This is a genomic window from Rhodococcus sp. T7 (assembly GCF_009872365.1).
Taxonomy (GTDB): Bacteria; Actinomycetota; Actinomycetes; order Mycobacteriales; family Mycobacteriaceae; genus Rhodococcus_F.
Genome location: NZ_WXYH01000077.1, coordinates 1 through 25,509, shown reverse-complemented (window position 1 = coordinate 25,509; position 25,509 = coordinate 1). Strand labels below are relative to the sequence as shown.

The following is a 25,509-nucleotide window of genomic DNA, read 5'->3' as shown; positions in this document are numbered from 1 at the left end:
CCACTCACCTTCTCGACCAGTGTCCGGTCTTATCCGGACAGGAACGTGTTTCGGCGTCAGAATGTCAGCACGGAGGTGGGTCCATGGAGTTGGACGTGACCGGGGTGCCGGAACGGGTCTCGACGGGGGCCTGCCCGGGTGGGACGATGTCGAGACGCTACTGCACGGCGCGTACGAGCGTGCTGCCGCCGCGACGGGCGGAGTCGTGGCGGATTACATCCCGATTCTCGCGGCAGTCGACCCCGACCTGTTCGGGATCTGCGTCGCCGAGGTCGACGGGGGTGTGCACGCCGTCGGCGACTCGTCGCACGAGTTCTCGATCCAGTCCATTTCCAAGGCCTTCACGTACGCGCTCGTCTGCCAGGAGATCGGCCACGAGGTGGTGGGCGAACGGATCGGGGTGAACAACACCGGCCTGGCGTTCAATTCCGTCGTGGCCCTCGAACTCAACGACGGCCACCCGATGAATCCCATGGTCAACGCAGGGGCCATCGCCACGACCGTACTCGTTCCCGGGGTCACCCCCACCGCGAAGTGGGAGTTCGTCCAGGACGGTCTCTCCCGCTTCGCCGGGCGCCGGTTGGCGCTCGACGTCACCGTCTACGAATCGGAGGCGGCGACGAACCTGCGCAACCGCGGGATCGCCCAGCTTCTGGAAAGCTACGGCCGCCTGGACGTCGACCCGCTGGACGCCGTCGACGTGTACACCAAACAATGCTCACTCCGGGTGAACACCCGGGACCTCGCAATCATGGGCGCCACCCTCGCCGACGGCGGCGTCAACCCGGTGACGGGAGAACGCGTCGTCGACGAGTCGATCTGCCGCGACACGCTGTCGGTGCTGGCCGCCACCGGATTCTACGAACGATCCGGGGAATGGCTGTTCGAGATCGGTGTGCCTGGCAAGAGCGGTGTGTCCGGCGGCATCGTCACGATCGCCCCCGGCAAGGCCGGACTGGCCACCTTCTCCCCGCGACTCGATTCCGCGGGCAACAGCGTTCGGGGGCAGCGGGCAACCGCCTACCTGTCCCGGACTCTCGGATTGAACGTCTTCGCGTCCGGGCCCCACCCTCCGCGTGAAAGCAGGTCAGCATGACGATCCCCGATACGCCCGCCCGCGTGATCCCGGCGAGCAGGTGAAGGCGTCGTGGCGTCCGATGATCGGACTCGCCCTGGCGTAGGTGCTCATGTCCTTCAACGTCGCGGCACTACCGGTCTCGCTGGGCGGCATGGTCGAGGATTTCGGTGTTCCTCCGACGACGGTGAGCACCGCGATCGTCACCTACGGCCTGGTGGTCGCGGCGCTGGTGATGGTCGGCGCGAAGCTGGGACAACGAGTCGGCTGGGTGCTGATCTTCCGCATCATGGTCGCCGTGTTCGCGGTCGCGGAACTGATGATGGTTCTCTCACCGAGTATCGGCTGGGTGATCGCCGCGCAAGCGCTCGCAGGGGCGGCGGCGGCGATCATCGTGCCCGCCCTCGTCGCCCTCATCGCCGAGAACTATCGCGACGCCCAACAGGCGACCGCGATCGGATCACTCGGATCGGCGAGGGCCTTCTCCGGGCTGTCCGCGTTCCTGATCGGTGGTGCACTGGGAACTCTCGTCGGCTGGCGGCCCGTGTTCGCCATCCTTATCGTCGTCGCCGTCGTGGTGTTCCTGCTGAGCTTCACGCTTCGCTCCGATCGCGGCAACGACGCCATCAGCATCGACATCGTCGGCGCGTTCATCATCGGTATCGCCGTCATGTCGCTGACGCTGGGTTTCAACAATCTGAACTCGTGGGGTCTGCTGACGGCATCGCCCACCGCGCCCTTCAGCGTGCTCGGCGTCTCCGGCGCCCCGGTCCTGATCGTGCTGGGAATCATCCTGGGACAGGCGTTCTTCGTCTGGACCAGACGGCGCGCTAACAGCGGCCGCGTCCCCCTGATCAGCCTCGAGGTGGTGTCGGCGTCCACCGAGCGCGCGGCCGTGTATGCGATGTTCGTCGTCGTCGCACTCGAAGCGGCCCTGAACTTCACCGTGCCGCTCTACATTCAAATCGTCCTGGGCCGAACCCCGTTCGACACCTCGCTTGCGATGATGCCGTTCAACATCACCGTGTTCGTCACCGCCATGCTCGTCGTCCGCTTCTACGGCCGGTTCAGCCCCCGCGTCATCGCCCGCTTCTCCTTCGCGCTGACAACCGGCGCCTTGATCTGGCTCTCGTTCGTGGTGACCAACAACTGGGAGACCGTCCCGACCATCCTCGGTCTCATCGTCTTCGGCATCGGACAGGGCGCCCTCGTCACCCTCGTCTTCAACGTGCTGGTCACAGCCGCCCCGAAGGAACTCGCGGGCGACGTCGGGTCGGTACGTGGCACCACCCAGAACCTCGCCTCCGCCGTCGGCACGGCCTTCGCAGGCGCGCTCCTGGTGACGCTGCTGTCGATCGGTGTCGGACAGGCAGTCGCCAGTCACGTCGACCTCCCCGAAGACCTCGTCGCACAGGTCGACCTGGACAACATCAACTTCATCAGCAACGACCGGCTCGAGGAGATCCTCGTCGCCACCACCGCCTCCGACGTGCAGGTCGACGCCGCCGTGCAGATCAACATCGACGCCCGCCTCGACGCCCTCCAGATCGGGCTGCTCACCCTGCCGGGCTCAGCGCCATCGCCATGGTGCCGGCGAGCCGGCTCCCGAACTACCGCAGGGACGAGATCCCCGACCCCTCCCCTCAAGCGGACTAGACCCACCCTGCACCGGGTTGTCCCCCGATCGGAGGACAACGCATTCACCCTGGAGTAGGCCCCGTCGGCGGACAGACGTCCGGACGGCGAGAAGCCATTGTTGTCCTATGCCGCACACACCCGGACGGCAGACAACGAGGGAGCACCATGCAGAACACCCGGAAGTTCTACATCGACGGCGAGTGGGTCGAGCCGATCGGCACCGACACGCTCGACGTCGTCAACCCTGCGACGGAGAAGGCCATCGCCACCATTGCGCTGGGCGACGAGAAGGACGTCGACCGGGCCGTCACGGCCGCACGCACAGCCTTCGACAGTTACGCGTCGACGACACGCGCCGACCGAATCGAGTTGCTGAGCAGGATCATCGAGGTCTACGGGCGGCGAATGAACGACCTCGCCACGACCATCACCCAAGAAATGGGCGCACCGGCGGGGCTCGCCGCGACCGCCCAGGCACCGTGCGGCATGGCACACCTCGCCGCCGCCCTCGATGCGCTCCGCGGGTTCGAATTCGAGGAGAAGATCGGCACCACGACGGTCGTGCACGAGCCGGTCGGCGTGTGCGCGTTCATCACACCGTGGAATTGGCCCGTCAACCAGATCGCCGCGAAAGTCGCACCCGCGCTGGCGGCCGGCTGCACGATGGTGCTGAAGCCGTCCGAGATCGCGCCGCTCAATGCGATCATCTTCGCCGAGATCCTTCACGAAGCGGGTGTCCCGGCCGGGGTGTTCAACCTTGTTCACGGTGACGGACCTACCGTCGGAGCCGCCCTGTCGAGGCACCCCGACGTCGACATGGTGTCGTTCACCGGATCGACCCGCGCCGGTGTCGACGTCGCGCGGAATGCCGTACCGACCGTGAAACGCGTTGCGCAGGAACTCGGCGGCAAGTCGGCGAACATCGTGCTGGTCGACGCGGACTTCGACGAGGTCATCACCCGCGACGTGATGGGCGTGGTCGTCAACGCGGGCCAGTCCTGTAATGCGGGCTCTCGCATCCTGGTCCCGTCGGACCGCATGGACGAAGCCTGCGCGATCGCGAAGGCGGCTGCCGAGAAGATCGTCGTCGGGCCTCCGGACGACGAGGGAACGACCGTGGGTCCCCTTGTGTCACAAGCACAATTCGACAAGGTTCAGCGTCTGATCCAGACGGGCATCGACGAGGGCGGCACACTCGTCGCCGGCGGTGTCGGCCGCCCGGACGGACTCTCCGCCGGATACTTCGTCCGGCCCACCGTCTTTGCGAACGTCACGAACGACATGACGATCGCACGGGAGGAGATCTTCGGCCCCGTCATGATGTTGATCGGCTACGAGGACGAGGCCGACGCAGTCCGCATCGCGAACGACACCACGTACGGGCTCTCCGGCATGGTCTCCTCGCGCGACCCACAGCGCGCACGGAACGTCGCCCGGAAACTGCGGACCGGAATGGTCCACCTCAACGGGGCACCGCTGGCGTTCGATGCGCCTTTCGGCGGCTACAAACAATCAGGGAACGGCCGCGAGTTCGGCAAATTCGGTCTCGCCGAATACCTCGATATCAAGGCCATCTTCGGCGACAACGAGAACTGAGCGGAGCGTTCCGCATTCGGCCCGACAGAGGCAAATTCGGCACACCAGGTTCACTGAAAGGACGGATCGTGAATCCGATCATGTGGATGGGCATCGCCGGGATAATCGGCACGGCCGTCTCACCGTGGATCGCGGAACGCCTGCGCAGCAAGAATGCGCGGAAAGACCAGCTCATGAAGCTGCGGCTCGCCATCTATGCCGAACTGCTGAGAGCGACTGCCCGCCTCGCAGCACAAGCACACTCGGGTGCGCCGAATCCCGCTGCCGAAGTGGACGAGATCGGCACCGAAGAATTGGACGGCCTGCTCAGCCAGGCGAAGGTCGTCGCCGGCCCGGACGTGTTGCGACAACTCGAGGAGCTGTCGCAACACACCGAATCGTTCAACCGGGGCACAGATCTCGCCGACATGGCAGGCAACATCGCTGCGACTCGTGGGAAGGTCCAGGACGCCATCCGGAGCGAAATGGTGCGCTGATATTTATCGAGCGCCGGTGCTCACGTTCGCGGGGAGCCGTCGCGGATCGCCCGGTACCACTGCACGATCGATTCGGTGGAACTGTCCACTCCCTCGACGACCCCGCCCCCACCGACCGACCGGTGTAGTTGCAGGGCTTGATCTTTGCCGAGTTCGACGCCCCACTGGTCGAACGAATTGATGTTCGCCAGCACACCTTCGGTGAAGACCTGGTGCTCGTAGAGCGCGATCAGCTGGCCGAGCACGCCGGGACTCAGCTCGGGGGCGAGAATCGTGGTCGACGGACGGTTCCCCGCCATCACCTTGTGGGGAATCAGGTCTTCGCGGACCCCGTCGGCGGCGAGATCCGCGGGGGTACGGCCGAATGCGAGCACTCTGCGCTGGGCGAGCAGATTGCTGACCAGGACGTCGTGTATGCTGCCGCTACCGTCGCTCAGCGGCAGATCGGCGGCCGGTTCGGCGAATCCGAGGAAGTCGACCGGGACCAGGCGGGTGCCCTGGTGCAGGAGCTGGCAGAAGGCGTGCTGCCCATTGGTGCCGGGCTCACCCCACCAGATCGCCCCGGTGGAGACGTCGGTCGGCGTCCCGTTCAGCTGCACGGACTTGCCGTTCGATTCCATCGCGAGTTGCTGCAAATACGCGGGCAGGGCTGCGAGGTCGTTGGCGTAGGGCAGGACCGCCCGGGTCTCGGCGTCGAGGAAGTTCGCATACCAGAAACCCAACAGGGCGAGCAGAACCGGCGCGTTCGACTCGAGCGGCGCCGTCGCGAAATGCCGGTCTACGGTGTGCATGCCGGCGAGGAAGTCGCCGAACGCACCTCGTCCGATCGCGAGCATCACCGGCAGGCCGATCGCCGAGCCGATCGAATAGCGGCCACCGACCCAGTCCCAGAACTCGAACATGTTGGCCGGGTCGATGCCGAACTCCGCCACCTTCGCCGCGTTGGTGGACACGGCGACGAAATGCCGGTCGACCGCGTCCTCCCCGAGTGCGCCGGTGATCCAGGACCGGGCCGCGGTGGCGTTGGTGAGGGTCTCGATGGTGGTGAAGGTCTTCGACGCGACGACGAACAGGGTGGTCGCCGGGTCGAGGCCGTCGAGGGTGGCCAGCAGGTCGGCCGGATCGACGTTGGAGACGAACCGCACCGACAGATCGGGGTGGGAGTAGGGGCGCAGCGCCTGGCACACCATCCGCGGCCCGAGGTCGGAGCCGCCGATCCCGATGTTGACGACGGTGGTGATGCGCCGGCCGGTGGCCCCCCGCCACCGCCCGCTGCGCACCCGGTCGGTGAAGGTGGCCATCCGGTCGAGCACCCGATGCACATCGGCGACGACGTCCCGCCCATCCACAATCAGTTCCGCGGATGCGGGCAGCCGCAACGCGGTGTGCAGGGCGGGCCGATTCTCCGTGGTGTTGACCAGGCTCCCGCGAAGCATGCAGTCGCGGTGGTCCTCGAGGCCGGCGGCACGGGCCAGGGCGACGAGCAACGGCAGCGTGTCGCGGTCGATGCGGTTCATGCTGTAGTCGATGAAGAGATCACCGGCGGTGACCGTCAGATCCCTGCCGCGCCGGGGGTCGGCGCCGAACATCTCCCTCAGATGCACCGAGGCGATGTCACCGTAGTGGTCCTGCAGGCGCTGCCATTCGAGAAACGCTGTGATGCTCGGTGATACGGACGTCGCTGTCACGGGTCACGCGACCTCGACGGGCTCGGCGCTGCGGACGGCGTGCCCACCGAACTGCCGGCGCAGCGCGGAGACCGCCTTCATCGCCGGGGAGTCGTCCTGGCGGGACGCGAACCGGGCGAACAGTGCCGCGGAGATCACGGGCGCGGGGACGGCGTGGGCGATCGCCTCCTCGACCGTCCACCGGCCTTCGCCCGAGTCCTCGGTGTAGCCCGAGATCGAGCCCAGCCCCGGGTCTTCGGACAGGGCCTGGACGAGGAGGTCCAACAGCCAGGAGCGCACCACGGTGCCCTGCGACCAGGCCCGCAGCACCGCCGGGACGTCGGCGATGGATTCTTCGGCCGCGAGGAGTTCGTAGCCTTCGGCGTACGCCTGCATGAGCCCGTATTCGATCCCGTTGTGCACCATCTTCGCGTAGTGCCCGGCGCCGATGCCGCCGGCATGGACGAACGAGTCCGCACGGTCCCCTTCGGGACGGAGGGCGTCGAAAATCGGTAGCAACCTTGTGATGTCGTCTTCGTGACCACCAGCCATGAGGGCGTACCCGTTCCGACGTCCCCAGACGCCGCCGGAGACGCCGCAGTCGACGTAGCGGACGTCGTATTCGGCGAGCAGGGCTGCGTTCACCTTGTCGTCGGTGAACCGGGAGTTGCCGCCGTCGACGACCACGTCGCCGCGGGCGAGGAGCCGGGAGAGGTGCTCGATCACCTGGCGGGTGGGCGCGCCGGCGGGCACCATCACCCACACGGCCCGGGGTGCGGGAAGGGCCTCGACGAGCGCCTCGAGGCTGCGGACGTCGCTGACGTCGGGATTCGCATCGTAGCCGAGGACGTCGTGCCCCTTCTCACGCAGACGCTCGCGCATGTTCGATCCCATCCGACCGAGCCCTACCAAACCGAGTTTCATCGTCACCGTTTCACTTTCGCCGTCGATCCGTCGAGTTCCTGCTCTATGTGTAGTGCCGCGCGACGTCCGGTTCACCTGACCGGATGGGGAGCCGCTACTGGTCACCCGGCCAAGTGCTTTCGCCGCTCGCCGCTCCGACACTGATACCCGACGCATTGTCTGAATGCGCCTGTCGAGGAGCGAATGTACGGAGAGCAGCAGAAGTGACCGTGTCTGAAGTGCAGCAGAGCGTCCCGCTCTCGAGCGAGGTCGGTGGCCTCGTCGGCGGGGAACTGGTGATCGGTGACATCGGCCCGGTGGCCGACTTGTCTTCGTTGGTGATCTTCGGCATCACCGGTGATCTGGCCCGCAAGAAACTGGTTCCCGCCATCTACGATCTCGCTCATTGTGGTCAGCTACCCACCGGGTTCGATCTCGTCGGATTCGCCCGCGACACCTCGCGGAGCGAGCCGGTGTTGCGGGAGTCGGTGATCGCGCACGCGCGGCGCCCGTTCGACCCCGTGGTCTGGCAGGCCCTGACGCAGCGGATCCATCTGGTCGAGGGGTCGTTCGACGATCCGGGCGCATTCACGCGGCTGGCTTCGCTGTTGGCCGTCCTCGATCAGCGCCGCGGCAAGCCGGACAACTACGTCTTTTACCTGTCGGTTCCGCCGTCCGCGTTCGCCACCGTGTGCGGCCAGCTCGCGGTGGTCGGGCTGAACCGTCCCGCACGTGGGTGGCGACGGGTGGTGGTCGAGAAGCCGTTCGGTCACGACCTGCCGAGCTCCCGGGCGCTCGAGGTCGTACTGGCCCAGCATTTTCCGCCGTCGTCGATCTACCGCATCGACCATTATCTGGGCAAGGAAACGGTACAGAACATCCTCGCGCTGCGGTTCGCGAACGGGATGTTCGAACCGCTGTGGAACAACCGGCACATCGACCACGTGCAGATCACGATGGCCGAGAGTGTCGGGGTGACCGGGCGGGCCGGCTATTACGACGGCGTCGGCGCCGCCCGCGACGTCATCCAGAACCACCTGCTCCAGCTGCTGGCGTTGATCGCGATGGAGGAACCGGTCGGCTTCGACGCCGACAGCATTGCCGCCGAGAAGGTCAAGATTCTGTCCGCCACCGAACTACTCGGCCCGTTGGATCAGACGTCGGCCCGCGGCCAGTACGGGCCCGGCATCGACGACGCCGTTCTGGTTCCGGGTCTGACGGAGGAGGACGGGTTCCCTGCCGACTCGGCGACCGAGACCTTCGCCGCCCTGACCGTCGGGATCACCACCCGCCGCTGGGTGGGGGTGCCGTTCTACATCCGCACCGGAAAACGGCTGGCGCGCAGGACCACCGAGATCGCGGTCACGTTCACACCGCCCGCTCACGGGTCGCCCGCGGCCCGCGCCGCCGGGGTCTCGAACGTTCTGGTCTTCCGCGTCCAACCCGACGACGGGATCGAATTGCACATCGGTGCGAAGCGCCCGGGCGGTGGCATGCAGATCCAGCCGGTGAGCCTGGGCATGGACTTCCGGTCGGTGTTCGACCCGGCGCCGGAGGCGTACGAGCGGCTGATCGGTGACGTCCTCCGCGGGGACGGAACACTGTTCCCCCGCCGCGCGGAGGTCGAGCACTCCTGGCGAATCATCGACCCCCTCCTGCAGCACTGGGCCACGCACGGCCGGCCGGACACCTACCCGGCGGGCACCTCGGGCCCCGCTTCCGCCGACGACATCCTGAGCCGCTCCGGCCGGGTGTGGCGCACGCTCTAGTTTTCAGCGCACCGTGCGCCCCACGTGAGTGGCAAAGTGTGCCCCGGCACGCTTTGCCACTCACCTGTCTTTGTCGTTCCCGGACACACGAAATACCCTGAGCAGCGATCCTGCTCAGGGTGTTTCGAGTCCCGGACGGCTACTTGGTGAGTGCGTCCTTGAGGGCCTTCGCTGCAGCGGCCGGGTCGGCGGCGCTGTAGATGGCGCCACCGGCGACGGCGACGTCCGCACCTGCATCGCGCACGGCCTTGATGGTGTCGATCTTCACGCCACCGGCGACCGAGAACGGGACGCCGGCGATCTTGCCGTCGTCGAGCAGGGTCTGGATGGAGTAGCCGGGCTGGGCCTGCTCGTCGAGACCGGCGTGGATCTCGACGAACGCGACACCGAGCTTGGCGATCTCGCGGGCCCGCTCGACACGGTTCTCGACACCGATCAGGTCGGCGACAACCTTCTTGCCGTGCTTCTGACCGGCCTCGACGGCACCCTTGATGGTGGCGTCACCGGCGGCACCGAGGACGGTGACCAGGTCGGCACCGGCAGCGAACGCGAGGTCGGCCTCGAGGAAACCGGCGTCGGCGGTCTTGAGGTCGGCGAAGACCTCCTTGTCCGGGTGCGCTGCCTTGATCGCGCTGATGGCACTGAGGCCTGCGCTCTTGATCAGCGGGGTGCCCAGTTCGATGATGTCGACGTACGGGGCGACCTGGTTGGTCAGTGCCAGTGCGTCGGCGGTGGTGAGAAGGTCGACTGCAACCTGCAGCTTCGTCATGTATTTCTCCTGTTTCTTACTTTGGGGGTTCAGGGGTGGTGCCGGCTCAGCCGATGTTGGCGTGGCGTTCCCACAGCCGTTCGGCGGTCTGGTCCGCGTGCGACCACAGCGCCTGGAACAGCGCGTCGAAGGCGAGGAGGACGGACTGTTCGAACAGGCTGCCCGCGTACTGCGCGGTGATGGCGGCGCTGTGGTCCTGCTTGTCGGCCGCCGGGAGCACGAGGATCTCGTCGGCCCGCTGCGCGAGCGGCGACTCGGCGGCGGTGGTGACCGCGACGACGGAGGCGCCGACCTTCCGGGCGGTGTCGGCGGCCCCGATGACCGAGGCGGTGGTCCCGGACCCCGACACGGCGATCAGGACGTCGCCCGATCCGACGGCGGGGGCGGTGACCTCACCGGCCACATGGACGCGCAGGCCGAGGTGCATCAGGCGCATCGCCGCCATCTGCACGGCCAGTCCGCTGCGTCCGTTGCCGATCACGAACACCGCGCGAGCGGAGGTGATCAGCGCGCCGGCACGGTCCCACTGTTCGGCGGCAACGGAATTGAGCAGCCGTTCGTTCTCGTCCAGCACGATGCGACGCCCATCGTCGAACCGTGTTCGCGTGTCTTCGATGGTGACGGTCATGATCCTCCTCGGTATAGCGGGTCCGGTCGTGGAGACAAGATTGCCGAGCCCGCACCCCGACGGCACCCGGTCGCTCGACGAGTGCACGCTGGCCGGATGGCCAGTGCCGCCGCACACCGATCGGACCTACGGTGGATGCCGTGGTAAGCGTCGAGGACACCGATCGGAAGCAAGCGCAGTCGTGGGCGGACATGCGCGCGGTGATCGCGGGCCCGCTGCCGGACATCGCGGCGCGCTTCTCCCGGTATCTGACCTCACTGTGGTCGCACGAGGCGCTGGTGATCTTCACATGTGAATGCACCGGGCGACCACGGAAGGTCGCCGGGAACCGGGAGATCGTCCACCGCGTCACCATCGACGAACTCGACGCCCTGAAGAATTCGACCGACCTCGGCACGGTTGTCGACGGGGCCCACATTCTCGGAGGGGCCCGCCGTCCGCTCTGGGTGGTGCGCGATGCCACCGACACCCTGCTGGTCGTCGTGCCCAAGCGGGGGCAACCGGAACCGCCCGACCCGGACCTGCTCGTGGCCCTGTTCGGGATCGTCGCCACCTCGATCCGTCAACAGGTCGCGCAGGCCAGTCCCGACTACCTCGCCGAGTCCCGCGCCGCGTCCAGTGAACGGGCCCGCACCATCGCCGAACTCACCGAAATTCACGACGCCACCCTGTCCTCGATCCTGGGGACACTGCGCTCGAACGACCTCGACGATCGCCGCTCCCGCATCACCGCGAGTGAGACGGCGTCGGCCGCGTTGATCGCGCTGCGGTCGGCGGGCGATGCCGACCGCGCCCTCTCCGAGGAGGCTGTGACCACCGCGTTCGCCCGGCTACAGGGAGAACTACGTCCGCTGCTGCGGCATTGCGAGGTCGAGATCGACTACGTCGAGCCCCCGGCAGACGGGCGACCGCTTCCGGGCGAGATTGCGCATGCGGCCAGGGCGATGGTCCGCACCATCGTCCTGGCGTTCGGGGCGCAACCGGTGCTGGCCAGGCTACGGGTCGCGTGGGACTGCGACGGCGAGAACGTGCTGCTCGAGGTCCGCGATCAGGGCTCCGGAGCGATCGACGGCAGCGCCCTCACCAGGCAACTGGCCGGGCGACTACACACCCTGCGCGGGCGCGTCGACATCGAGAGCATCGCCGGGTGGGGCAGTCGGGTATCGCTCGTGATCCCGCTGGATCCCCCGGCCGCGCGCCCGGATGAGCACCTGTTGTCCACCCTCAATCCCCGGGAACTCGAGGTCCTCGCGCACCTGACGGTCGGCAAACGCAACAAGGCCATCGCCTCCGAACTGGGCATCAGCGAGAGCACGATCAAGTTCCACGTCGCCAGCGTGCTGCAGAAACTCGACGTCACCAACCGCGGCGAGGCCGGTGCGATCGGAATTCGCGCCGGCATTTCGCCCGACGCGGCGATGGTCACCGTCTCGCGCCACTAGGCGACGCATCGGCGTAGATCGCGGTGAGGGTGTCGATCAGCGCGGCGAGCCCGGTGGGTAGCAGAGGCGTCGGGTTCAGTTGGCCACCGACGCAACCAGATACCTCGGCGGCGCGATTCCGTCCAGCGCCAGTGCGACCGCGGCCCGGGCGGTGACGGGACCCACCAGGTTGCCGGTTCCGTTGTACCCTCCGATCGCGAAGACACCGGGCCGCACCTCGCAGCACACGGGACGACCGTCGGGAGTGAAGCCGACGGACGCCGCCCATCGCCGCGTCACCGACACCGGCCGCCCGGCCATCCGTTCGGCCACCGTCTCGATGTGGGACTGCACCGGCCGGGTCGGCTCCGTGTCGGACGTCCACTCCGCGTCGGCGAACAGGTCGCGGCCACCACCAACCAGCAGTCGGCCGTCGGCGGATTGCTGGGCGTAGTCGTATCCCCACCGCCCGTACACCGGGCACGGCAGCCGCGGCGGCAATCCGGGTGCGGTGCCGAGCATCTGCAGTCGCGCGGTGCGGACTCGGCCGGACAGTTCCGGAAGTACCTGTTCGAGCCTCCCGTCCACGGCTACCAGAATCACCGGTGCGCACACCGTGCCGTGCGCGGTGTGCACGACTCCGGGCTCGAGTGCGGTGACCGGCGAATTCTCATACAAGCTAGCCGAATTCCGCAGTATCGATGCGAGACCCAATGCTCGGCGCGACGGGTTCGTCGCCGCGTCGTCGGGCAGGAATATCCCCTGCCCCAGCTCCCCGTCGTAGGTTTCGACGGGGATGTCATTGTCCCGCAGTGCCTGTGCGAGGTTGGCGCAATCCCTCAGTTCTGCTGCCCGCTCGGCGGCCTCGGCGTCGTCGACGGGATCGCCGGGAAGTCCGGCCAGTCGGATCGACCCGGTTCGCGCGATCACGTCGGTACCCAAGACGTCGGCGAGGTGGTCGAGTTCGGCGAGCGTCGCCCGGTACAGGTCCACCGACGCCGCACCCCACTCGGCGACCGCCGAATGCAGGAACGCCGCCGGACCACCCAGCAGGAATCCGCCGTTCCGTCCGGCCGCGCCCGAGGCAACGCGACCGGAATCGAGGCCGACGACCGTGAGCCCGCGGGCCGTCAGTTCCTCGACAGCGGCGAGACCGGAACCGCCGAGCCCGACGACGCACGCATCGGCGGTCACGCGTGATTCCAACCGCGGCAACCCTTCCCACGCCGCCACGACCGGGTCATCGTCCCACGCACACCGTGAATCCACGACGGACACGGCAGCTTTCAGTCGGTGAGGTCGAGGGCGGCGCGGACGATGCTGTCGGTGTCGATGCCGTGATACCGGTACACCTCGTCGAGGGACCCGACCTGCCCGAACCTGCTGACCCCGAGCGCCGCTCCGGGCACCTGGTTGATGCCGGTCAGGAACGCCAAAGTGTGCGGGTGCCCGTCCAGGACCGTCACCATCGGCGCCGCCCGCCCCGCCGGGAACACCTGATCCAGAATCCACGACGAACCCTCGGTCAGACCGCGCCGCGCCTGCACCGCCTCGAACAACAGTCCGGGGCTGGTCACGCACACCACATCCGCGGCAATGCCCTGCTCCGCCAACCGGTCCGCCGCAGTCAGGGTTTCGGTGATCATCGCACCCATCCCCACCAACGTCACCACCGGCGTGCCGGTGTGCCGCAACGTGTACGCCTCGGCCACGACCTGCCTCCGGCGGCGTTCCCGCGCCGCCGGATCCGACGGCACCTTCGCGAGGGTCTGATCCACCGGCCGCGTGGAGAGCCGCAGATACGACGACGACCCGTCCGGGCGGCCCAACCGGGAGATGCTGTCGAGGAGGGTCCATTCGGTGTCGATCGCGAACGCCGGCTCGAAACTCACACACCCCGGCTGCTCGAGCCCGATCGACGGGGTCTTGATCGACTGATGCGCCCCACCCTCCGCCGCCAACGTGACGCCGGAGGGGGTGCCGACCAGGATCGACTGCCCGCCCGCATAGATCCCGTACGACCACGGTTCGAGGGCGCGTTCGACGAACGGGTCGTACATCACCCCGATCGGGAACAGCGGCTGCCCCCACCGGCTCCACGTGGCTCCGAGCTCCCCCATCAACCCGACCAGGTTGGTTTCGGCGATGCCGAGTTCCATGTGCTGTCCGGTGGGCTTTTCCCGCCAGTGCATGATCGTCTCGGCGTCGTCGTCGAACCAGTTGCGGCGCTCGTTGGGTGACCACACCCCGACCTTGTTCAGCCAGCCTGCCAGGTTCGTCGTCGACGACACGTCCGGGCTGACCGTGACCACCCGCTTCGCCGCGTCCGGGGCCTCCCGCGACAGATCCAGCAGCGCCCGGCCCAGCGCGGCCTGCGTCGTCGATGTCCCGGACGGGGTGCGGCCGATGTCCGCCGGCACCGCCGGCGGGGTCGCCAACTGCACCGGGTCACGTTTGAGCCACCCGGCAACCGCCGCGCACACCCGGCCGGGCACACTATCGGCGGCGAACCGCGCCCACGGATCGTTCGGGTCCATCCCCAGCTCGCCCGCCAACTGCTGGTATTGCTCCACGGTCAGCAGCGACGAGTGATTCTGCGGATGGCCCTGGGTGGGCAGGCCGCGGCCCTTGATGGTGTAGGCGATGATCACCGTCGGGCTGGTGTCGTCGATCCGGGCGTACGCCTGCCGGAGGGCGTCGAGGTCGTGGCCGCCGAGGTTGCGGATCGCGCGCAGCAGGGTGTCGTCGTCCAGGTCGGCGATCAGGGCCGCGATCGCCGAAGCGTCGGGGCCGTCGCCGGGCAGACGACGACGCAGTTCCTCGGCGCCGCAGCGCAGCAGCCGCTGGTACTCGGGGTTGGGCATGTCCAGGATCCGGGTCCGCAGCGCCGGACCACCGGCCCGGGTGAACAGCGACTCGAGCAGGGTTCCGAACTTCACGGTGATCACCTGCCACCCGGCGGCGGAGAACATCGCCTCGAGCCGGCCGGCGGCGATGTTGGGGACCACCCGGTCCAGGGACTGCCGGTTCAGGTCGACGATCCACACGATCTCGCCGAGTTCGGCGACGGAGGTGTCGAGGATCGCCTCCCACACCGCGCCCTCGTCCAGTTCCGCGTCGCCGACAAGGGAGTACTGCCGGCCCGTGCCGGCGCCGCCGATGGTGGTGTCGACATAGCGGCGGGCGATGGCACCCCAGATCGGGGCGGTCGCACCGATCCCGACGGACCCGGTCGAATAGTCCACCGGATCCGGATCTTTCGCCCGGCTGGGGTAGGACTGCAGGCCGCCGAACTCCCGCAACGTCGTCAGGTACTTCTCATCCAACTCCCCCAGCAGGTAGTTGATGGAGTGCAGCACCGGCGAGGCATGGGGTTTGACCGACACCCGGTCTCCCGGCCGCAACTGCTCGAACCACAACGACGTCATGATCGTCGCGATCGACGCACACGACGCCTGATGCCCACCCACCTTCAACCCCGTCGGATTCGGGCGAACCCGGTTGGCGTGATGGATCATCGACGTCGCCAACCACAACACGCGCTGCTCGATCTCGACGAGCGCTTCCGGAGTGATCGAGCGCGGGGCGAGTTGGTTCGTGTGGGCACCGATCGTGCGGGCGTCGTTCATGGTTTCGTCCTTGCCTGTGAGTTCCTGGCACCGAATCCGATCCTCCTCGGCCCAGTTCGTGAGCGAGGCGGATCGGCGGTGACGGGCAGGCGGACCTGTGGGAACCGGCCTCACCGCATCTTCGAGGTCCTGTGTGCAGATCTCTCACAATAGTCGACCATCGGAACGCACTTTGAGCAATACCGAGGATCGAGTTTGAGCATCCTGCGCATTCACGGCGCGGACGCCGCGGTCGGCGGTTGGCAGAATGACCAGCACGACCGCCGTCGCTACCGCCCGGCGCTACCCTGACCGGGAGGGCTCCGCACCGCGCACACCAACTCAGGGGGATCGATTTGACCACCACACCAGACCGCGTTCGCACGGCGTTCCCGGAGATCAGTTCGCGGGCGTGGGAGCACCCGGCGGACCGGGCGGCGCTCGTCACCCTGCGCACGCTGAAGGGGTTCGACACCGTCTTCCGGACCATCTCGGGTCTGCTGCAGGAGCGTCAGCACCGGCTGATGTACCTGGCCACGTCGGTGCGCGTCGACGAACGGCAGTTCAGCGATCTCCACGACCTCCGCAGCGACTGCGTGCGGATCCTCGGCGCCGACGAAACCCCCGAGCTGTTCGTGCTGCAGACCCCGGTGGTGAATGCGTTCACCATCGGCATGGACCGGCCGTTCATCGTCGTCACCACCGGGTTGCTCGACGTGATGAACTACGAAGAGCAGCGGTTCGTCATCGGTCACGAACTCGGTCACGCGCTGTCCGGGCACGCGGTGTATCGCACGATCCTCATGCATCTGATGCGGCTGGCGGGGACGATCGGCTGGATGCCCATCGGCGGGTGGGCGCTGCGCGCGATCATCGCCGCGCTCATGGAATGGCAGCGCAAGTCCGAATTGTCCAGTGACCGTGCCGGATTGCTGTGCGGGCAGGACGTCCACACCGCCCTCCGCGTGCAGCTGAAGCTGGCCGGCGGTTCCCGGGTGAGTGAGATCGACACCGACGCGTTCCTGGCCCAGGCCGCCGAATACGACGCCAGCGGGGACCTGCGCGACGGCGTCCTCAAGCTCCTCAACATCGAACTGCTCGCCCACCCGTTCTCGGTGCTGCGCGCCGCCGAGTTGAAGAAGTGGGTGGACAGCGGCGCCTACGCGGCGATCCTGCGTGGGGAATACCCCCGCCGCCACGAGGACGACGACGCCAAGATCGGCGAAGAGTTCCGTAAGGCCGCGAAGACGTACAAACAGAATTTCGACGCGTCCAACGACCCGCTGATCCGCATGCTTCGTGAAATCGGCAGCGGACTGGGTACCACCGTCGACGCCGTCGGGAACGGTGTCGGCGACGTCGCGGCCGACATCAAGGATCGGTTCACCCACTGGCGCCGCAACTCCGACGGCAAGAAGGATCCCGACGGCGACGACTGATCAGGAAGCCGTCAGTCGGCCATCGCTTCCGCCAGCTCCTCGACCTCCTGGATGACCGGTTCGGGCACCCGCACCGGTCCGGGGGTGTAGGTGACCGACCGCAGTCGGCCGGTGAACCGGAACGTCCCGCGCCGTTCCCGCAGATCCCACACCACCACTGTTGCGAAATAGGACACGAGTCACCTCATCCGTACTTCTAACCTTCTCGAGTGCGCACTTCATGTGCATATTCGGAGCCGTTTCATGTTTCATTCCCCTTTGAGGAGTAACCATGGCCTTGTTCGCTGTGATCTGGTCGTATACCACCGATGCCTCGGTCAAAGAGGCAGCGCATGCCGAACACTTGACTTTCGTCAAGGATGCCGCTGCCCGAGGCGTGCTGCAGGAGGCCGGCGCCTGGGCTGACGGCGCCGGAGCCCTACTGGTATTCCAAGCGGTCAGCGAAGACGCCTTGCGTTCTCTGCTTGCGGAGGATCCTTACGTCAAGCAGGGCGTCGTCGTAGAGCAGCACATCTACCAATGGAATCCGGTCATAGGCCCTCTCGTCGGCGTCTAACGACAATGCGGAACGTCGGTCCCCTGGCTCGTGATTGAAGTATCTTCACGCTGCGCCTTGGTAAGTACGCTTGGCGGTGTTGGTTCAGACGAACGGCGCGCAGCGGGTGTTCCATCCGCTGATGACCGCGGATCTTCGTGGTCAGCTCCTTGATGGAGGCGAAGGTCCGTGGTGGATGGCCCGCCGTTCGATTATTCCGAACCACACCGCCACAAGGTTCATCCATGATCCGAGGTGGGCGTGGGATGCACATGAACACGAGGACCGTCCGCCCCGCCACACCCGGACTTCGGCCACTTTTGTGGGTGGCGTTGTCCATCACCAGATGCAGCTCTCGCTCCGGGTAGGCGCGAGTGAGCTGTTTGAGGAAGATGAGGAACTCCTGAGGGCGATGCCGCGGTATGCGCAGCCCGGTGACCTTGCCGGTGGCGACATCCAGGCGCCGAACAGGGTGTAGGTGCCGTGTCGGGCGTAGTCGTGGGTGGCCTCCCGAGCGAGCCGATCCGCATCGACAGCACCAGTGCGGTCCGGTCCTGAGCCTGAATCTGCAACTTTTCGTCCACGCACAACACAATTCGCGCTGTCGGTGGGTTCAAGCACAGGCCGACGATGTCGATCACTTTGGCGACCGGCTCCGGATCCGAGGAGAAGGTGAACAGTGAGTTCAAGCCGCGGCAGTAAGGTCTCCTTCTTCCCTATGAAGGCTATTCCCACTGCCACAGGTGCGGCCCGAAGGATGTGACTCCTTCGAGTGCTCTCGACTTGTGCTGTAGTTCCAGCCACAGTCGCAGCTACCAACCCCGTACCCTTCTCGCTCAAAAAAATGACGCCGGGACCGGGGGCGACGGTCATGCCTGCTCGCGAAGGCTGGGTTTCGAAGTCTTTGCGGGCAGGATAGTTTGACCCTCTTCTGCCCAGGAGTACGTCGCGCACGTCGTGTGTTGAGCGCGGGTGTGCCGGCGAGATGCTGGACAGGACTAGTCGGTGCCGGCCTGGGCCATCGACTCCAGGATCGGATGGCGAGATCGACCATCTATGCCGCCCGCCTCCTCGATCCCGCCAGGTTTTGTCGCACATCTCCCACTGGACAGCAGCTCATATTGCTTATATACGTAAATAAATCTCCTATTGTGATTTCAGGATGCGGGTGTCATGCTTGCCCTGCAAGGTGTTTCAGGTCACTTTGAGCATGAGGAGTCATGGGTGAATCGGGTTGGAAGGTGGTCGGGGCGTTGGACCGCCAGCTGGCCATCGCGCCCTCGCAACGATTCGATGTCTCTCTGTGCCGCAACTGGATTTGCGAACGGGTTGCGGATCTCGTCAAGAGTCGGTGGGCGGACGGCGTCAGTCTGGGTGCCGACCAAAGGTGCCAGGCGTCAGCGAGTTCAATTCCCGAGAGACTTCAAAGTATGTTTAGTGCAGGTCTTTTGAGAACGAGCAAGCAAGTTGTTCCAGTTAGTTCGTCTGCCGTCGCGCTACTGTCCTGAGCACGGAACGTCCGACATCGACCCACCCGCGCTACAAGTACGGACTACGGATATGCCGAGAGGATTTTCGCACCGGCACGTCTGCCGCATTGCGCACGGGTTATGCCATTCATCATCTCCGCGCCGAGTGGTGAAACTTCCACCCATTTCTGCGCCTAAACAGATAGGGGAACAAGAATGTCCGTGAACTTGGACCACCCAGCGTTGTCGTCGTCGATCGCCGACGGGAGAACGTTGTACATCGCAGGTCGATGGAGCACCGCCACCGACACTTTCGAGCGTGTCGATCCCTCCGATCTGCGCCGTGTGACGGGAATCTACGCTTCGGCGACTCCCGTCGATGTCGAGGCTGGGTATGCGGCCGCCGCCGGTGCCCAATCAGCGTGGTCCGAGACGACAGCGATTCAGCGGTCGGATCTTCTTCGTTCTGCCGCTGACCTTTTGGAAAGCCGCGTGCACGAGGCTGCCCTGACGATCACCGCGGACATGGGGAAGGCGATCCGCGACGCACGCGCCGAGGTCCTGCGAAGTGTCGCCATTCTCCGCTACTACGCGGGTGAGATCCTGCAGCCCAGTGGAGAGACATACCCCAGTGCTGATTCACACACGATGCTGATGACGGTAGAGGAGCCGCTCGGTGTCGTTTGTGCAATCACACCGTGGAACTTCCCCTTCGCGCTTCCGGCGTGGAAGATCGCGGCAGCAATAGGTTTCGGGAACGCAGTTGTGTGGAAGCCCGCCGAGCCGGCCTGCGGATCCGCCGTGTTCCTGACGCGGATTCTCGCAGAAGCCGGGTTGCCAGCGGGGGTCCTCAATCTGGTGACGGGCAGCGGTAGAAAGCTTTCGGCGGCACTCACCGGGAACGCGCAACTCGCAGCCTTGACCTTCACCGGTTCGGGTGCAGTGGGGTCGCGACTCCGTCAGGCCGTCGGCGATCGCAACGTCAAAGTCCAGCTCGAGCTGGGCGGCAAGAACCCGTCCATCGTTCTTGCCGACGCCGATGTCGAGGATGCAGCGCTGCAGATCGTGAAGAGCGCGATGCTCCACGCGGGACAGCGCTGCACAGCGACGAGCCGGATATACGTGGACCGCACCGTCGCCCCCAGGCTGCGAGAACTGCTGGTGAAGCACGCCGATGCGCTCGTCGTCGGTGATCCGTACGACGAAGCCACCGACATCGGCCCACTGGCCTCGGTGGAGCAACGGGACACGGTGGCCGGATACCTGCAACTCGCCCGCGACGAGAACGCCGAGTTCCTGACGGGCAGGGAGTTCGATTCCGACACTTGCTATATCGCACCCACCATCCTGACCGGAGTGTCGGAGAAGAGCAGGCTCGTCCGGGAGGAGATCTTCGGACCAGTCGTGACCGTGCAGGAAGTCGACGGATTCGATGATGCGCTGAAGGTCGCGAACGACACGGACTACGGCCTGTCCTCCGGAGTGTTCACCAGAGACATCGCGACCGCGATGACCTTCATCCGGCGCACACAATCGGGGTTGGTGCACATCAATCGCGAGACCAGCAGTGTCGAGCCACATGTGCCGTTCGGGGGGCTCAAAGGCTCGAGCAGCATGAGCAGAGAACAGGGAAAGGCCGCACGTACCTTCTTCACAACCACCAAGACCGCGTATGTCCGCTGGACCTAGAAGCCAGGCCGGCCGGCCTTCCCGTAATCAGCTCATCACAGTCTGCGACACAGAGCGCAATCAACAAACCCCAAGCAACACTCGGTATCAAAGGAGACAACATGAGCACTGCCGCACCAGCCGTGACCGAAGTACTCGACGTTCTCGTCGTAGGAGCAGGATTCGCCGGGCTGTACCAGCTCGAAAATCTGCGGAGTCGAGGATACTCGGTGAAAGTAGTCGAGGCGGGTGAGGACCTGGGCGGAATCTGGCACTGGAACCGCTACCCGGGCGCCCGAGTGGACAGCGAAGGTCCCATCTACCAGTTCACGCGCCCCGACCTATGGGATGACTTCGCGTTCTCCGAGCTCTACCCCGGAGGCGACGAACTGCGCCGCTACTTCAAGTACGTCGACGCGAAGCTCGATCTGAGCAAGGACATCTACTACAACACCCGGGTCGATTCCGCCGAGTTCAACGATAAGACGAACACCTGGACCGTGACCGCGGAGAACGGCAGCATTTTCGTCTGCAAGTACTTCGTTCTGTGCACCGGATTCGCGGCAAAGCCGATCTTCCCGAAGCTCGCGGGAATGGACAGCTTCGCAGGGATCAGCCACCACACCGGTCTGTGGCCCGAAGGCGGAATCGATTTCGCAGGAAAGCGAATCGCCATTATCGGTACCGGCGCCAGCGGTGTGCAGGTCGCTCAGGAGGCGTCGAGGGAAGCCGCACAGCTGACCATCTTCCAGCGCACCCCCGTTCAGGCGCTCCCGATGCGACAGCGCCAGCTCACCGACGAGGACAACGCGAAGATCAAGTCCGATCTGGCGGACAGATTCAGTCGTCGTTCGGCGTCGTTCTCCGGCTTCGACTTCGACTTCATTCCCAAGTCGGCATTCGAGGTGAGCGACGAGGAGCGGACCGCCACATATGAGCGACTGTGGGAGTTCGGTTTCGAGTTCTGGCTCGGAACGTACCAAGACGTCTTTGTCGACGATGCTGCAAACGACACGGCCTACGAGTTCTGGCGTGACCGGACGCGTGCCCGGATCAAGGACCCGGTCATCGCCGAGAAGCTGGCGCCGATGAAGAAGGCGTACCCCTTCGGCGTGAAGCGCCCCTCGCTGGAGCGGACGTACTATGACATCTTCAACCAGGACAACGTCCGTCTCGTCGATCTGCACGAGGACCCGATCGAGACGATCACCCGTACCGGGCTGAGGACCACATCCGAAGAGCACCAGTTCGACATCATCGTCTATGCAACGGGCTTCGACGCCGTCACCGGTGGCCTGACCGCCATCGACATTCGCGGCACCGACGGTACATTGCTCAGGGACAAGTGGTCGAACGGTGTGCGGGCAAACCTCGGAGTCGCAACGGCAGGATTCCCCAACCTGCTGTTCCTCTACGGACCACTGAGCCCGTCGGGCTTCTGCAACGGGCCCAGCTGCGCGGAGATCCAAGGTGACCTCATCGTCAACACCCTCGACTACATGCGGAACAACGGCTTGAACCGTATCGAATCCGAGGCGGACGCGGATGCTGCCTGGTCCGATCACGTCGCCGAGCTGACGGCCGAGGCGCTCTACGACAAAGCCGACTCCTGGTACATGGGTGCCAACGTCCCGGGTAAACCGCGGCAGTTGCTGAACTACCCCGGTGGTCTTCCCCTCTACCTGGCCAAGTGGGACGAGACCGTGTGTGCGGGATACAAGGGCTTCACGCTTTCCTGAGCAGTCAATATTCCTCCCTCGAGTAGTGATGAAAGTGAGCAACGCATGTCCGTGAGCAAAGAATCCCTGTTCCTCAACGACCTGTACGCTTCGTGGCTTACCCGGTCGGAAGGAATGGACCTCGCCAGTCAGCGAGATATGTTCGAAGAATGGCATCTTCCGACCATCGAACCCACCGACGTCACCTATGAGGAAGTGACAGCCAACGGTGTGCCGGCAATGTGGGCCAAGCCTCTGGGGGCCGCCGAGGACCGCGTGATCGTCTTCACCCACGGTGGCGGGTTCGCGACAGGTTCACGGTTCTCCCACCGCAAGCTCGCAGCACACCTCGCCAAACTGACGGGTGTTCACGCCCTGATCGTGGACTTCCGGCTCGCGCCGGAGCACAAGCACCCGGCCCAACTCGAAGACTGCATGGCCGTCCAAACGTGGCTCCGCACGCAGGGTTACAAGTCAGAGTACACGGCGACTGTCGGCGACTCGGCGGGCGCCAATCTCGCGATCTCGACGGCGTTCGAACTCGCGAGCTCGGAACTTCCCACTCCTGCTGCCGTCGTCGCACTTTCACCGTGGCTCGATATGGAGATCAAGGGGTTGACGGTCGATTCGAACGACGCGGTCGACGTATTGGCCAAGAGGGCGGTTCTGGAAATGATGCGGGAGATGTTCCTCTCCGACCCCGCAGATGCAACGGACGCGCGGGCGAACCCACTGCTCAACGACTACACCGACTTCCCTCCGGTGTACGTATCGGTCGGAGGCTATGAGACCCTGCTGGACGACTCACGTCGGTTGGCCGAATTGATCGAGAAAGTGAGCGGCGAGGTCGTGCTCGACGTGGTCGATGAGCAACAGCATGTATTCCACTTCAACGCGGGTCGGGCACCCGAGGCGGATCAAGCGTTGAGCCGGATTGCCCGGTGGCTGCGACCCAAGTTGGGTCTCGCCTGAACCCTGCCATGCGCAGCGTGCGTATGAACGCGAAGGTGCTCGGCGGCAGGAGGTGAACGTGTTCGTCGGCGGCGGTCGATACCGCCGCCGACGAGTTCGTTCGCGTGCCGGTCGGGCACCAGTCGAACGGTCGATCCGCAGTGAAGAGAGGGAGATACACCCATGGATAGTCCAGTGCTCGTCCAACGCGACGGGTTCATCGAGACGTGGACGATCAATCGACCCGCGCAGAGCAATCCCATTTCCGGGATGGACGTTGTGGACGCATTGGTCGCCTGCGTCGATGCCGTCAACGCCGACTACGGCGTGCGAGCTGTCATCGTCACCGGCGCCGGAGCGACGTTTTCCGCCGGCGGCAACGTCAAGGACATGGCGAATCGCCGCGGATTGTTCGGTGGGAAGCCTCACGAACAACGGGATGGCTACAGAGCGGGGATACAACGGATTCCGCGGATCATGTACAACTGCGACGTGCCTCTCATCGCAGCAGTGAACGGTCCCGCAATCGGTGCCGGATGCGACCTCGCCCTCATGTGCGACCTCCGTATTGCCAGCGAAACGGCATTCTTTGCAGAGAGCTTCGTCAAGCTGGGAATCATCCCGGGTGACGGTGGCGCGTGGCTGCTACCCAAGGCCGTCGGGATGGCGCGGGCCGCAGAGATGATATTGACGGGCGACCGTGTCGACGCGGTCCAGGCACTCGAGTGGGGATTGGTCTCCAGTGTCGTTGCGCCGGAGAAGCTACTCGACGAAGCTCGCGCGCTCGCCGGCCGGGTGGCCGCCAATCCGCCACACTCGGTACGGATGGCCAAGAGGCTCCTCCGCGAGGGGCAGCACCAAAGCCTCGACAGTCTCCTCGAATTGTCCGCTGCCATGCAGGCGCTGGTTCAGCAGACGACCGATCACACCGAGGCGGTCAACGCCTTCATGGAGAAGCGAATTGCTGCCTTCACCGGCGAGTGATGTGCCCGAGAACCGAAGAACTCCGTGGATGCGAATTGATGCTTCCACGGAGTTCTTCCTTCAGTTCTGCTCGCGAAACTGGTGTTAGTTCTGGTAGCGCCTGGGCACTTCAGCGGGTGATGAGGCTCCAGATATTTTCGCATCCTGCTTCGAGTGCGGCGGTGGTCAAGATCTCGTCCCAGTAGTGGACGGATCCGAATTCCGAGCGCCACGCCAGTGCGGGCTTGGTGAATTCGTGCAGCCTGTGCTCGCGGGTGGTGCCGATCGCCCCGTGTACCTGGTGGGCGTTACGGACGATGACCGATGCCGCGTGTCCGACGCACGACCGGGCGACGGCAATCGGGAGTTCGAGGTTCTCACTCGACCACTGTGTGCGGACCGCTTCCGTCAGTGCTGCTTCGGTCGCTGTTCGGGCGAGGGAAGCTTCGGCGGCCATATCGGCCACCAGGTTCTGCACGGCTTGAAACCTGGCCAGGGGGCGTCCGAATTGCACTCGTTCGGTGGTGTGGGCGACGGAGAGATCGAGGATGCGGTCGAGGGCGGCACACGCCTGCAGCGCCCGGATGAGGGCGCCCCGTAGAAAAAGTCGTCGGATCACCGAGTCCGACACTGCGGTGCCCGACAATGCGATCGTGTCAGCGGATACGGCGTCGCGGGGTTCGTCGGCGAGGTTGGACCCGGAGGTGATGTCGAAGACTGTTGTCTCGAGGTCGGCGACGACGTACGTGTCGTTCTTCCGCCAGACCGTGACGATCTTGTCTACCTGGGACGCCCACGGCACGCCGCGGGCGACGCCGTTCTCGTCGAGTACGCATGCGGTGAGGCGCGCATTGTCCATCGGTAGACCGGCCTCTTCGAGGAGCCAACCGGCGAGCAGGTCGTGTTCGGCGAGGGGAATCCGGACTCCGTGCGACGCCGCGGCGCGCAAGAGTTGCGCTGCCTCGTACCAACCTGCGCCGCTGCCGCCGGTCTCTTCGCGGCCGGTCAGCCGGGCGAGACCCAGTTCGTCGAGTTGTGCCCACAGTGCAAGATCGCACGTGGCGATACCGTTCTCGGACCCGTTCCGTTCCCGGTGATCGGAAAAGACTGCGGACATCATGTCGGTCAGGTTCGCGTCGACCGTGGTTGGTGCGTGCATCAGCGCATCCCCAATCCCCGCGCGATCACGCCGCGCAGAACTTCGTTGGTGCCGCCC

21 protein-coding genes are annotated in these 25,509 nt (G+C 65.6%); 13 read left to right on the top strand and 8 right to left on the bottom strand.

Going from position 1 to position 25,509, the window contains the following annotated elements; all coding sequences use genetic code 11:
* The first annotated feature begins 61 nt into the window (after positions 1-61).
* The 4 genes from glsA (at position 62) to MLGJGCBP_RS10095 (ending at position 4,785) form a co-directional block, all read left to right on the top strand.
* Positions 62-1,096, top strand: coding sequence for a glutaminase A (gene glsA / locus MLGJGCBP_RS10110; RefSeq protein WP_160095221.1), 1,035 nt, complete (start codon positions 62-64; stop codon positions 1,094-1,096).
* Between the two features lie 91 nt (positions 1,097-1,187).
* Positions 1,188-2,789, top strand: a complete 1,602-nt coding sequence (locus MLGJGCBP_RS10105) for an MFS transporter (protein ID WP_236581016.1) — start codon at positions 1,188-1,190, stop codon at positions 2,787-2,789.
* Between the two features lie 89 nt (positions 2,790-2,878).
* Positions 2,879-4,309 carry an aldehyde dehydrogenase family protein gene (locus tag MLGJGCBP_RS10100; protein WP_160095219.1) on the top strand — a complete coding sequence of 477 codons (1,431 nt, stop codon included), beginning with the start codon at positions 2,879-2,881 and terminating at the stop codon, positions 4,307-4,309.
* A 68-nt stretch (positions 4,310-4,377) separates the two neighbouring features.
* Positions 4,378-4,785 (top strand): hypothetical protein, encoded by a 408-nt coding sequence (locus MLGJGCBP_RS10095; protein WP_160095217.1) that lies wholly within the window; start codon positions 4,378-4,380, stop codon positions 4,783-4,785.
* A 20-nt stretch (positions 4,786-4,805) separates the two neighbouring features.
* Here MLGJGCBP_RS10095 and pgi read toward each other — a convergent pair whose 3' ends face one another.
* Both pgi and gnd read right to left on the bottom strand, forming a co-directional pair.
* Positions 4,806-6,473 (bottom strand): glucose-6-phosphate isomerase, encoded by a 1,668-nt coding sequence (gene pgi / locus MLGJGCBP_RS10090; RefSeq protein WP_236581015.1) that lies wholly within the window; start codon positions 6,471-6,473, stop codon positions 4,806-4,808.
* Positions 6,474-6,476: 3 nt separating this feature from the next.
* Complete coding sequence (gene gnd, locus MLGJGCBP_RS10085; RefSeq protein ID WP_268960736.1) at positions 6,477-7,532, bottom strand: phosphogluconate dehydrogenase (NAD(+)-dependent, decarboxylating); 1,056 nt, start codon at positions 7,530-7,532, stop codon at positions 6,477-6,479.
* Positions 7,533-7,579: 47 nt separating this feature from the next.
* Between gnd and zwf the strand changes: the two genes are divergently transcribed.
* Positions 7,580-9,124 (top strand): glucose-6-phosphate dehydrogenase, encoded by a 1,545-nt coding sequence (gene zwf, locus MLGJGCBP_RS10080; RefSeq protein ID WP_236581014.1) that lies wholly within the window; start codon positions 7,580-7,582, stop codon positions 9,122-9,124.
* A 139-nt stretch (positions 9,125-9,263) separates the two neighbouring features.
* Here zwf and hxlA read toward each other — a convergent pair whose 3' ends face one another.
* A complete protein-coding gene (gene hxlA, locus MLGJGCBP_RS10075; RefSeq protein ID WP_160095213.1) occupies positions 9,264-9,893 on the bottom strand; it encodes a 3-hexulose-6-phosphate synthase in 630 nt (209 codons plus the stop codon).
* Positions 9,894-9,939: 46 nt separating this feature from the next.
* Positions 9,940-10,521, bottom strand: coding sequence for a 6-phospho-3-hexuloisomerase (gene hxlB, locus MLGJGCBP_RS10070; protein ID WP_072946763.1), 582 nt, complete (start codon positions 10,519-10,521; stop codon positions 9,940-9,942).
* 191 nt (positions 10,522-10,712) lie between these two features.
* Here hxlB and MLGJGCBP_RS10065 point away from each other — a divergent pair, with 191 nt between their 5' ends.
* Complete coding sequence (locus tag MLGJGCBP_RS10065) at positions 10,713-11,963, top strand: helix-turn-helix transcriptional regulator (protein WP_160095336.1); 1,251 nt, start codon at positions 10,713-10,715, stop codon at positions 11,961-11,963.
* A 75-nt stretch (positions 11,964-12,038) separates the two neighbouring features.
* On the opposite strand, the gene MLGJGCBP_RS10060 is transcribed toward MLGJGCBP_RS10065, so the two are convergent.
* Positions 12,039-13,211, bottom strand: coding sequence for an NAD(P)/FAD-dependent oxidoreductase (locus MLGJGCBP_RS10060; protein ID WP_201453014.1), 1,173 nt, complete (start codon positions 13,209-13,211; stop codon positions 12,039-12,041).
* Between the two features lie 17 nt (positions 13,212-13,228).
* Positions 13,229-15,571 (bottom strand): transketolase-like TK C-terminal-containing protein, encoded by a 2,343-nt coding sequence (locus tag MLGJGCBP_RS10055; RefSeq protein WP_236581012.1) that lies wholly within the window; start codon positions 15,569-15,571, stop codon positions 13,229-13,231.
* 335 nt (positions 15,572-15,906) lie between these two features.
* On the opposite strand from MLGJGCBP_RS10055, the gene MLGJGCBP_RS10050 reads away from it, so the two are divergent.
* A complete protein-coding gene (locus tag MLGJGCBP_RS10050; protein ID WP_160095209.1) occupies positions 15,907-16,989 on the top strand; it encodes a M48 family metallopeptidase in 1,083 nt (360 codons plus the stop codon).
* A gap of 11 nt (positions 16,990-17,000) precedes the next feature.
* Here the strand turns inward: MLGJGCBP_RS10050 and MLGJGCBP_RS10045 are convergent, their stop codons facing one another.
* The gene (locus tag MLGJGCBP_RS10045; protein ID WP_160095207.1) at positions 17,001-17,165 is read right to left on the bottom strand and encodes a hypothetical protein; all 165 of its coding nucleotides are present in this window, start codon (positions 17,163-17,165) and stop codon (positions 17,001-17,003) included.
* 95 nt (positions 17,166-17,260) lie between these two features.
* On the opposite strand from MLGJGCBP_RS10045, the gene MLGJGCBP_RS10040 reads away from it, so the two are divergent.
* The 6 genes from MLGJGCBP_RS10040 (at position 17,261) to MLGJGCBP_RS10015 (ending at position 24,314) form a co-directional block, all read left to right on the top strand.
* Positions 17,261-17,545 (top strand): YciI family protein, encoded by a 285-nt coding sequence (locus MLGJGCBP_RS10040; RefSeq protein ID WP_160095205.1) that lies wholly within the window; start codon positions 17,261-17,263, stop codon positions 17,543-17,545.
* Positions 17,546-17,621: 76 nt separating this feature from the next.
* Positions 17,622-18,002, top strand: a complete 381-nt coding sequence (locus MLGJGCBP_RS10035) for a hypothetical protein (protein ID WP_160095203.1) — start codon at positions 17,622-17,624, stop codon at positions 18,000-18,002.
* A 1,207-nt stretch (positions 18,003-19,209) separates the two neighbouring features.
* Entirely contained in the window at positions 19,210-20,682 is a 1,473-nt protein-coding gene (locus MLGJGCBP_RS10030; RefSeq protein WP_160095201.1) for an aldehyde dehydrogenase family protein, read from the top strand.
* A 101-nt stretch (positions 20,683-20,783) separates the two neighbouring features.
* Positions 20,784-22,400 carry a flavin-containing monooxygenase gene (locus MLGJGCBP_RS10025; protein ID WP_160095199.1) on the top strand — a complete coding sequence of 539 codons (1,617 nt, stop codon included), beginning with the start codon at positions 20,784-20,786 and terminating at the stop codon, positions 22,398-22,400.
* A 45-nt stretch (positions 22,401-22,445) separates the two neighbouring features.
* On the top strand, positions 22,446-23,351 hold the full coding sequence (locus tag MLGJGCBP_RS10020) for an alpha/beta hydrolase (protein ID WP_160095197.1): 906 nt from the start codon (positions 22,446-22,448) through the stop codon (positions 23,349-23,351).
* A 162-nt stretch (positions 23,352-23,513) separates the two neighbouring features.
* Positions 23,514-24,314, top strand: a complete 801-nt coding sequence (locus MLGJGCBP_RS10015; RefSeq protein ID WP_160095195.1) for a crotonase/enoyl-CoA hydratase family protein — start codon at positions 23,514-23,516, stop codon at positions 24,312-24,314.
* A gap of 109 nt (positions 24,315-24,423) precedes the next feature.
* Here the strand turns inward: MLGJGCBP_RS10015 and MLGJGCBP_RS10010 are convergent, their stop codons facing one another.
* A complete protein-coding gene (locus tag MLGJGCBP_RS10010) occupies positions 24,424-25,452 on the bottom strand; it encodes an acyl-CoA dehydrogenase family protein (protein ID WP_160095193.1) in 1,029 nt (342 codons plus the stop codon).
* Between the last annotated feature and the right edge of the window lie 57 nt (positions 25,453-25,509).

Excerpts from the sequence above, each read along its gene's own strand:
- MLGJGCBP_RS10010 (WP_160095193.1), bottom strand. The coding sequence starts at position 25,452 with ATGCACGCACCAACCACGGTCGACGCGAACCTGACCGACATGATGTCC.
- MLGJGCBP_RS10015 (WP_160095195.1), top strand. The coding sequence starts at position 23,514 with ATGGATAGTCCAGTGCTCGTCCAACGCGACGGGTTCATCGAGACGTGG.
- MLGJGCBP_RS10105 (WP_236581016.1), top strand. The coding sequence starts at position 1,188 with ATGTCCTTCAACGTCGCGGCACTACCGGTCTCGCTGGGCGGCATGGTC.
- MLGJGCBP_RS10030 (WP_160095201.1), top strand. The coding sequence starts at position 19,210 with ATGTCCGTGAACTTGGACCACCCAGCGTTGTCGTCGTCGATCGCCGAC.
- gnd (WP_268960736.1), bottom strand. The coding sequence starts at position 7,532 with ATGCGTCGGGTATCAGTGTCGGAGCGGCGAGCGGCGAAAGCACTTGGC.
- glsA (WP_160095221.1), top strand. The coding sequence starts at position 62 with ATGTCAGCACGGAGGTGGGTCCATGGAGTTGGACGTGACCGGGGTGCC.
- hxlA (WP_160095213.1), bottom strand. The coding sequence starts at position 9,893 with ATGACGAAGCTGCAGGTTGCAGTCGACCTTCTCACCACCGCCGACGCA.
- MLGJGCBP_RS10025 (WP_160095199.1), top strand. The coding sequence starts at position 20,784 with ATGAGCACTGCCGCACCAGCCGTGACCGAAGTACTCGACGTTCTCGTC.
- MLGJGCBP_RS10020 (WP_160095197.1), top strand. The coding sequence starts at position 22,446 with ATGTCCGTGAGCAAAGAATCCCTGTTCCTCAACGACCTGTACGCTTCG.
- MLGJGCBP_RS10100 (WP_160095219.1), top strand. The coding sequence starts at position 2,879 with ATGCAGAACACCCGGAAGTTCTACATCGACGGCGAGTGGGTCGAGCCG.
- MLGJGCBP_RS10055 (WP_236581012.1), bottom strand. The coding sequence starts at position 15,571 with ATGAACGACGCCCGCACGATCGGTGCCCACACGAACCAACTCGCCCCG.
- MLGJGCBP_RS10040 (WP_160095205.1), top strand. The coding sequence starts at position 17,261 with ATGGCCTTGTTCGCTGTGATCTGGTCGTATACCACCGATGCCTCGGTC.
- hxlB (WP_072946763.1), bottom strand. The coding sequence starts at position 10,521 with ATGACCGTCACCATCGAAGACACGCGAACACGGTTCGACGATGGGCGT.
- MLGJGCBP_RS10065 (WP_160095336.1), top strand. The coding sequence starts at position 10,713 with ATGCGCGCGGTGATCGCGGGCCCGCTGCCGGACATCGCGGCGCGCTTC.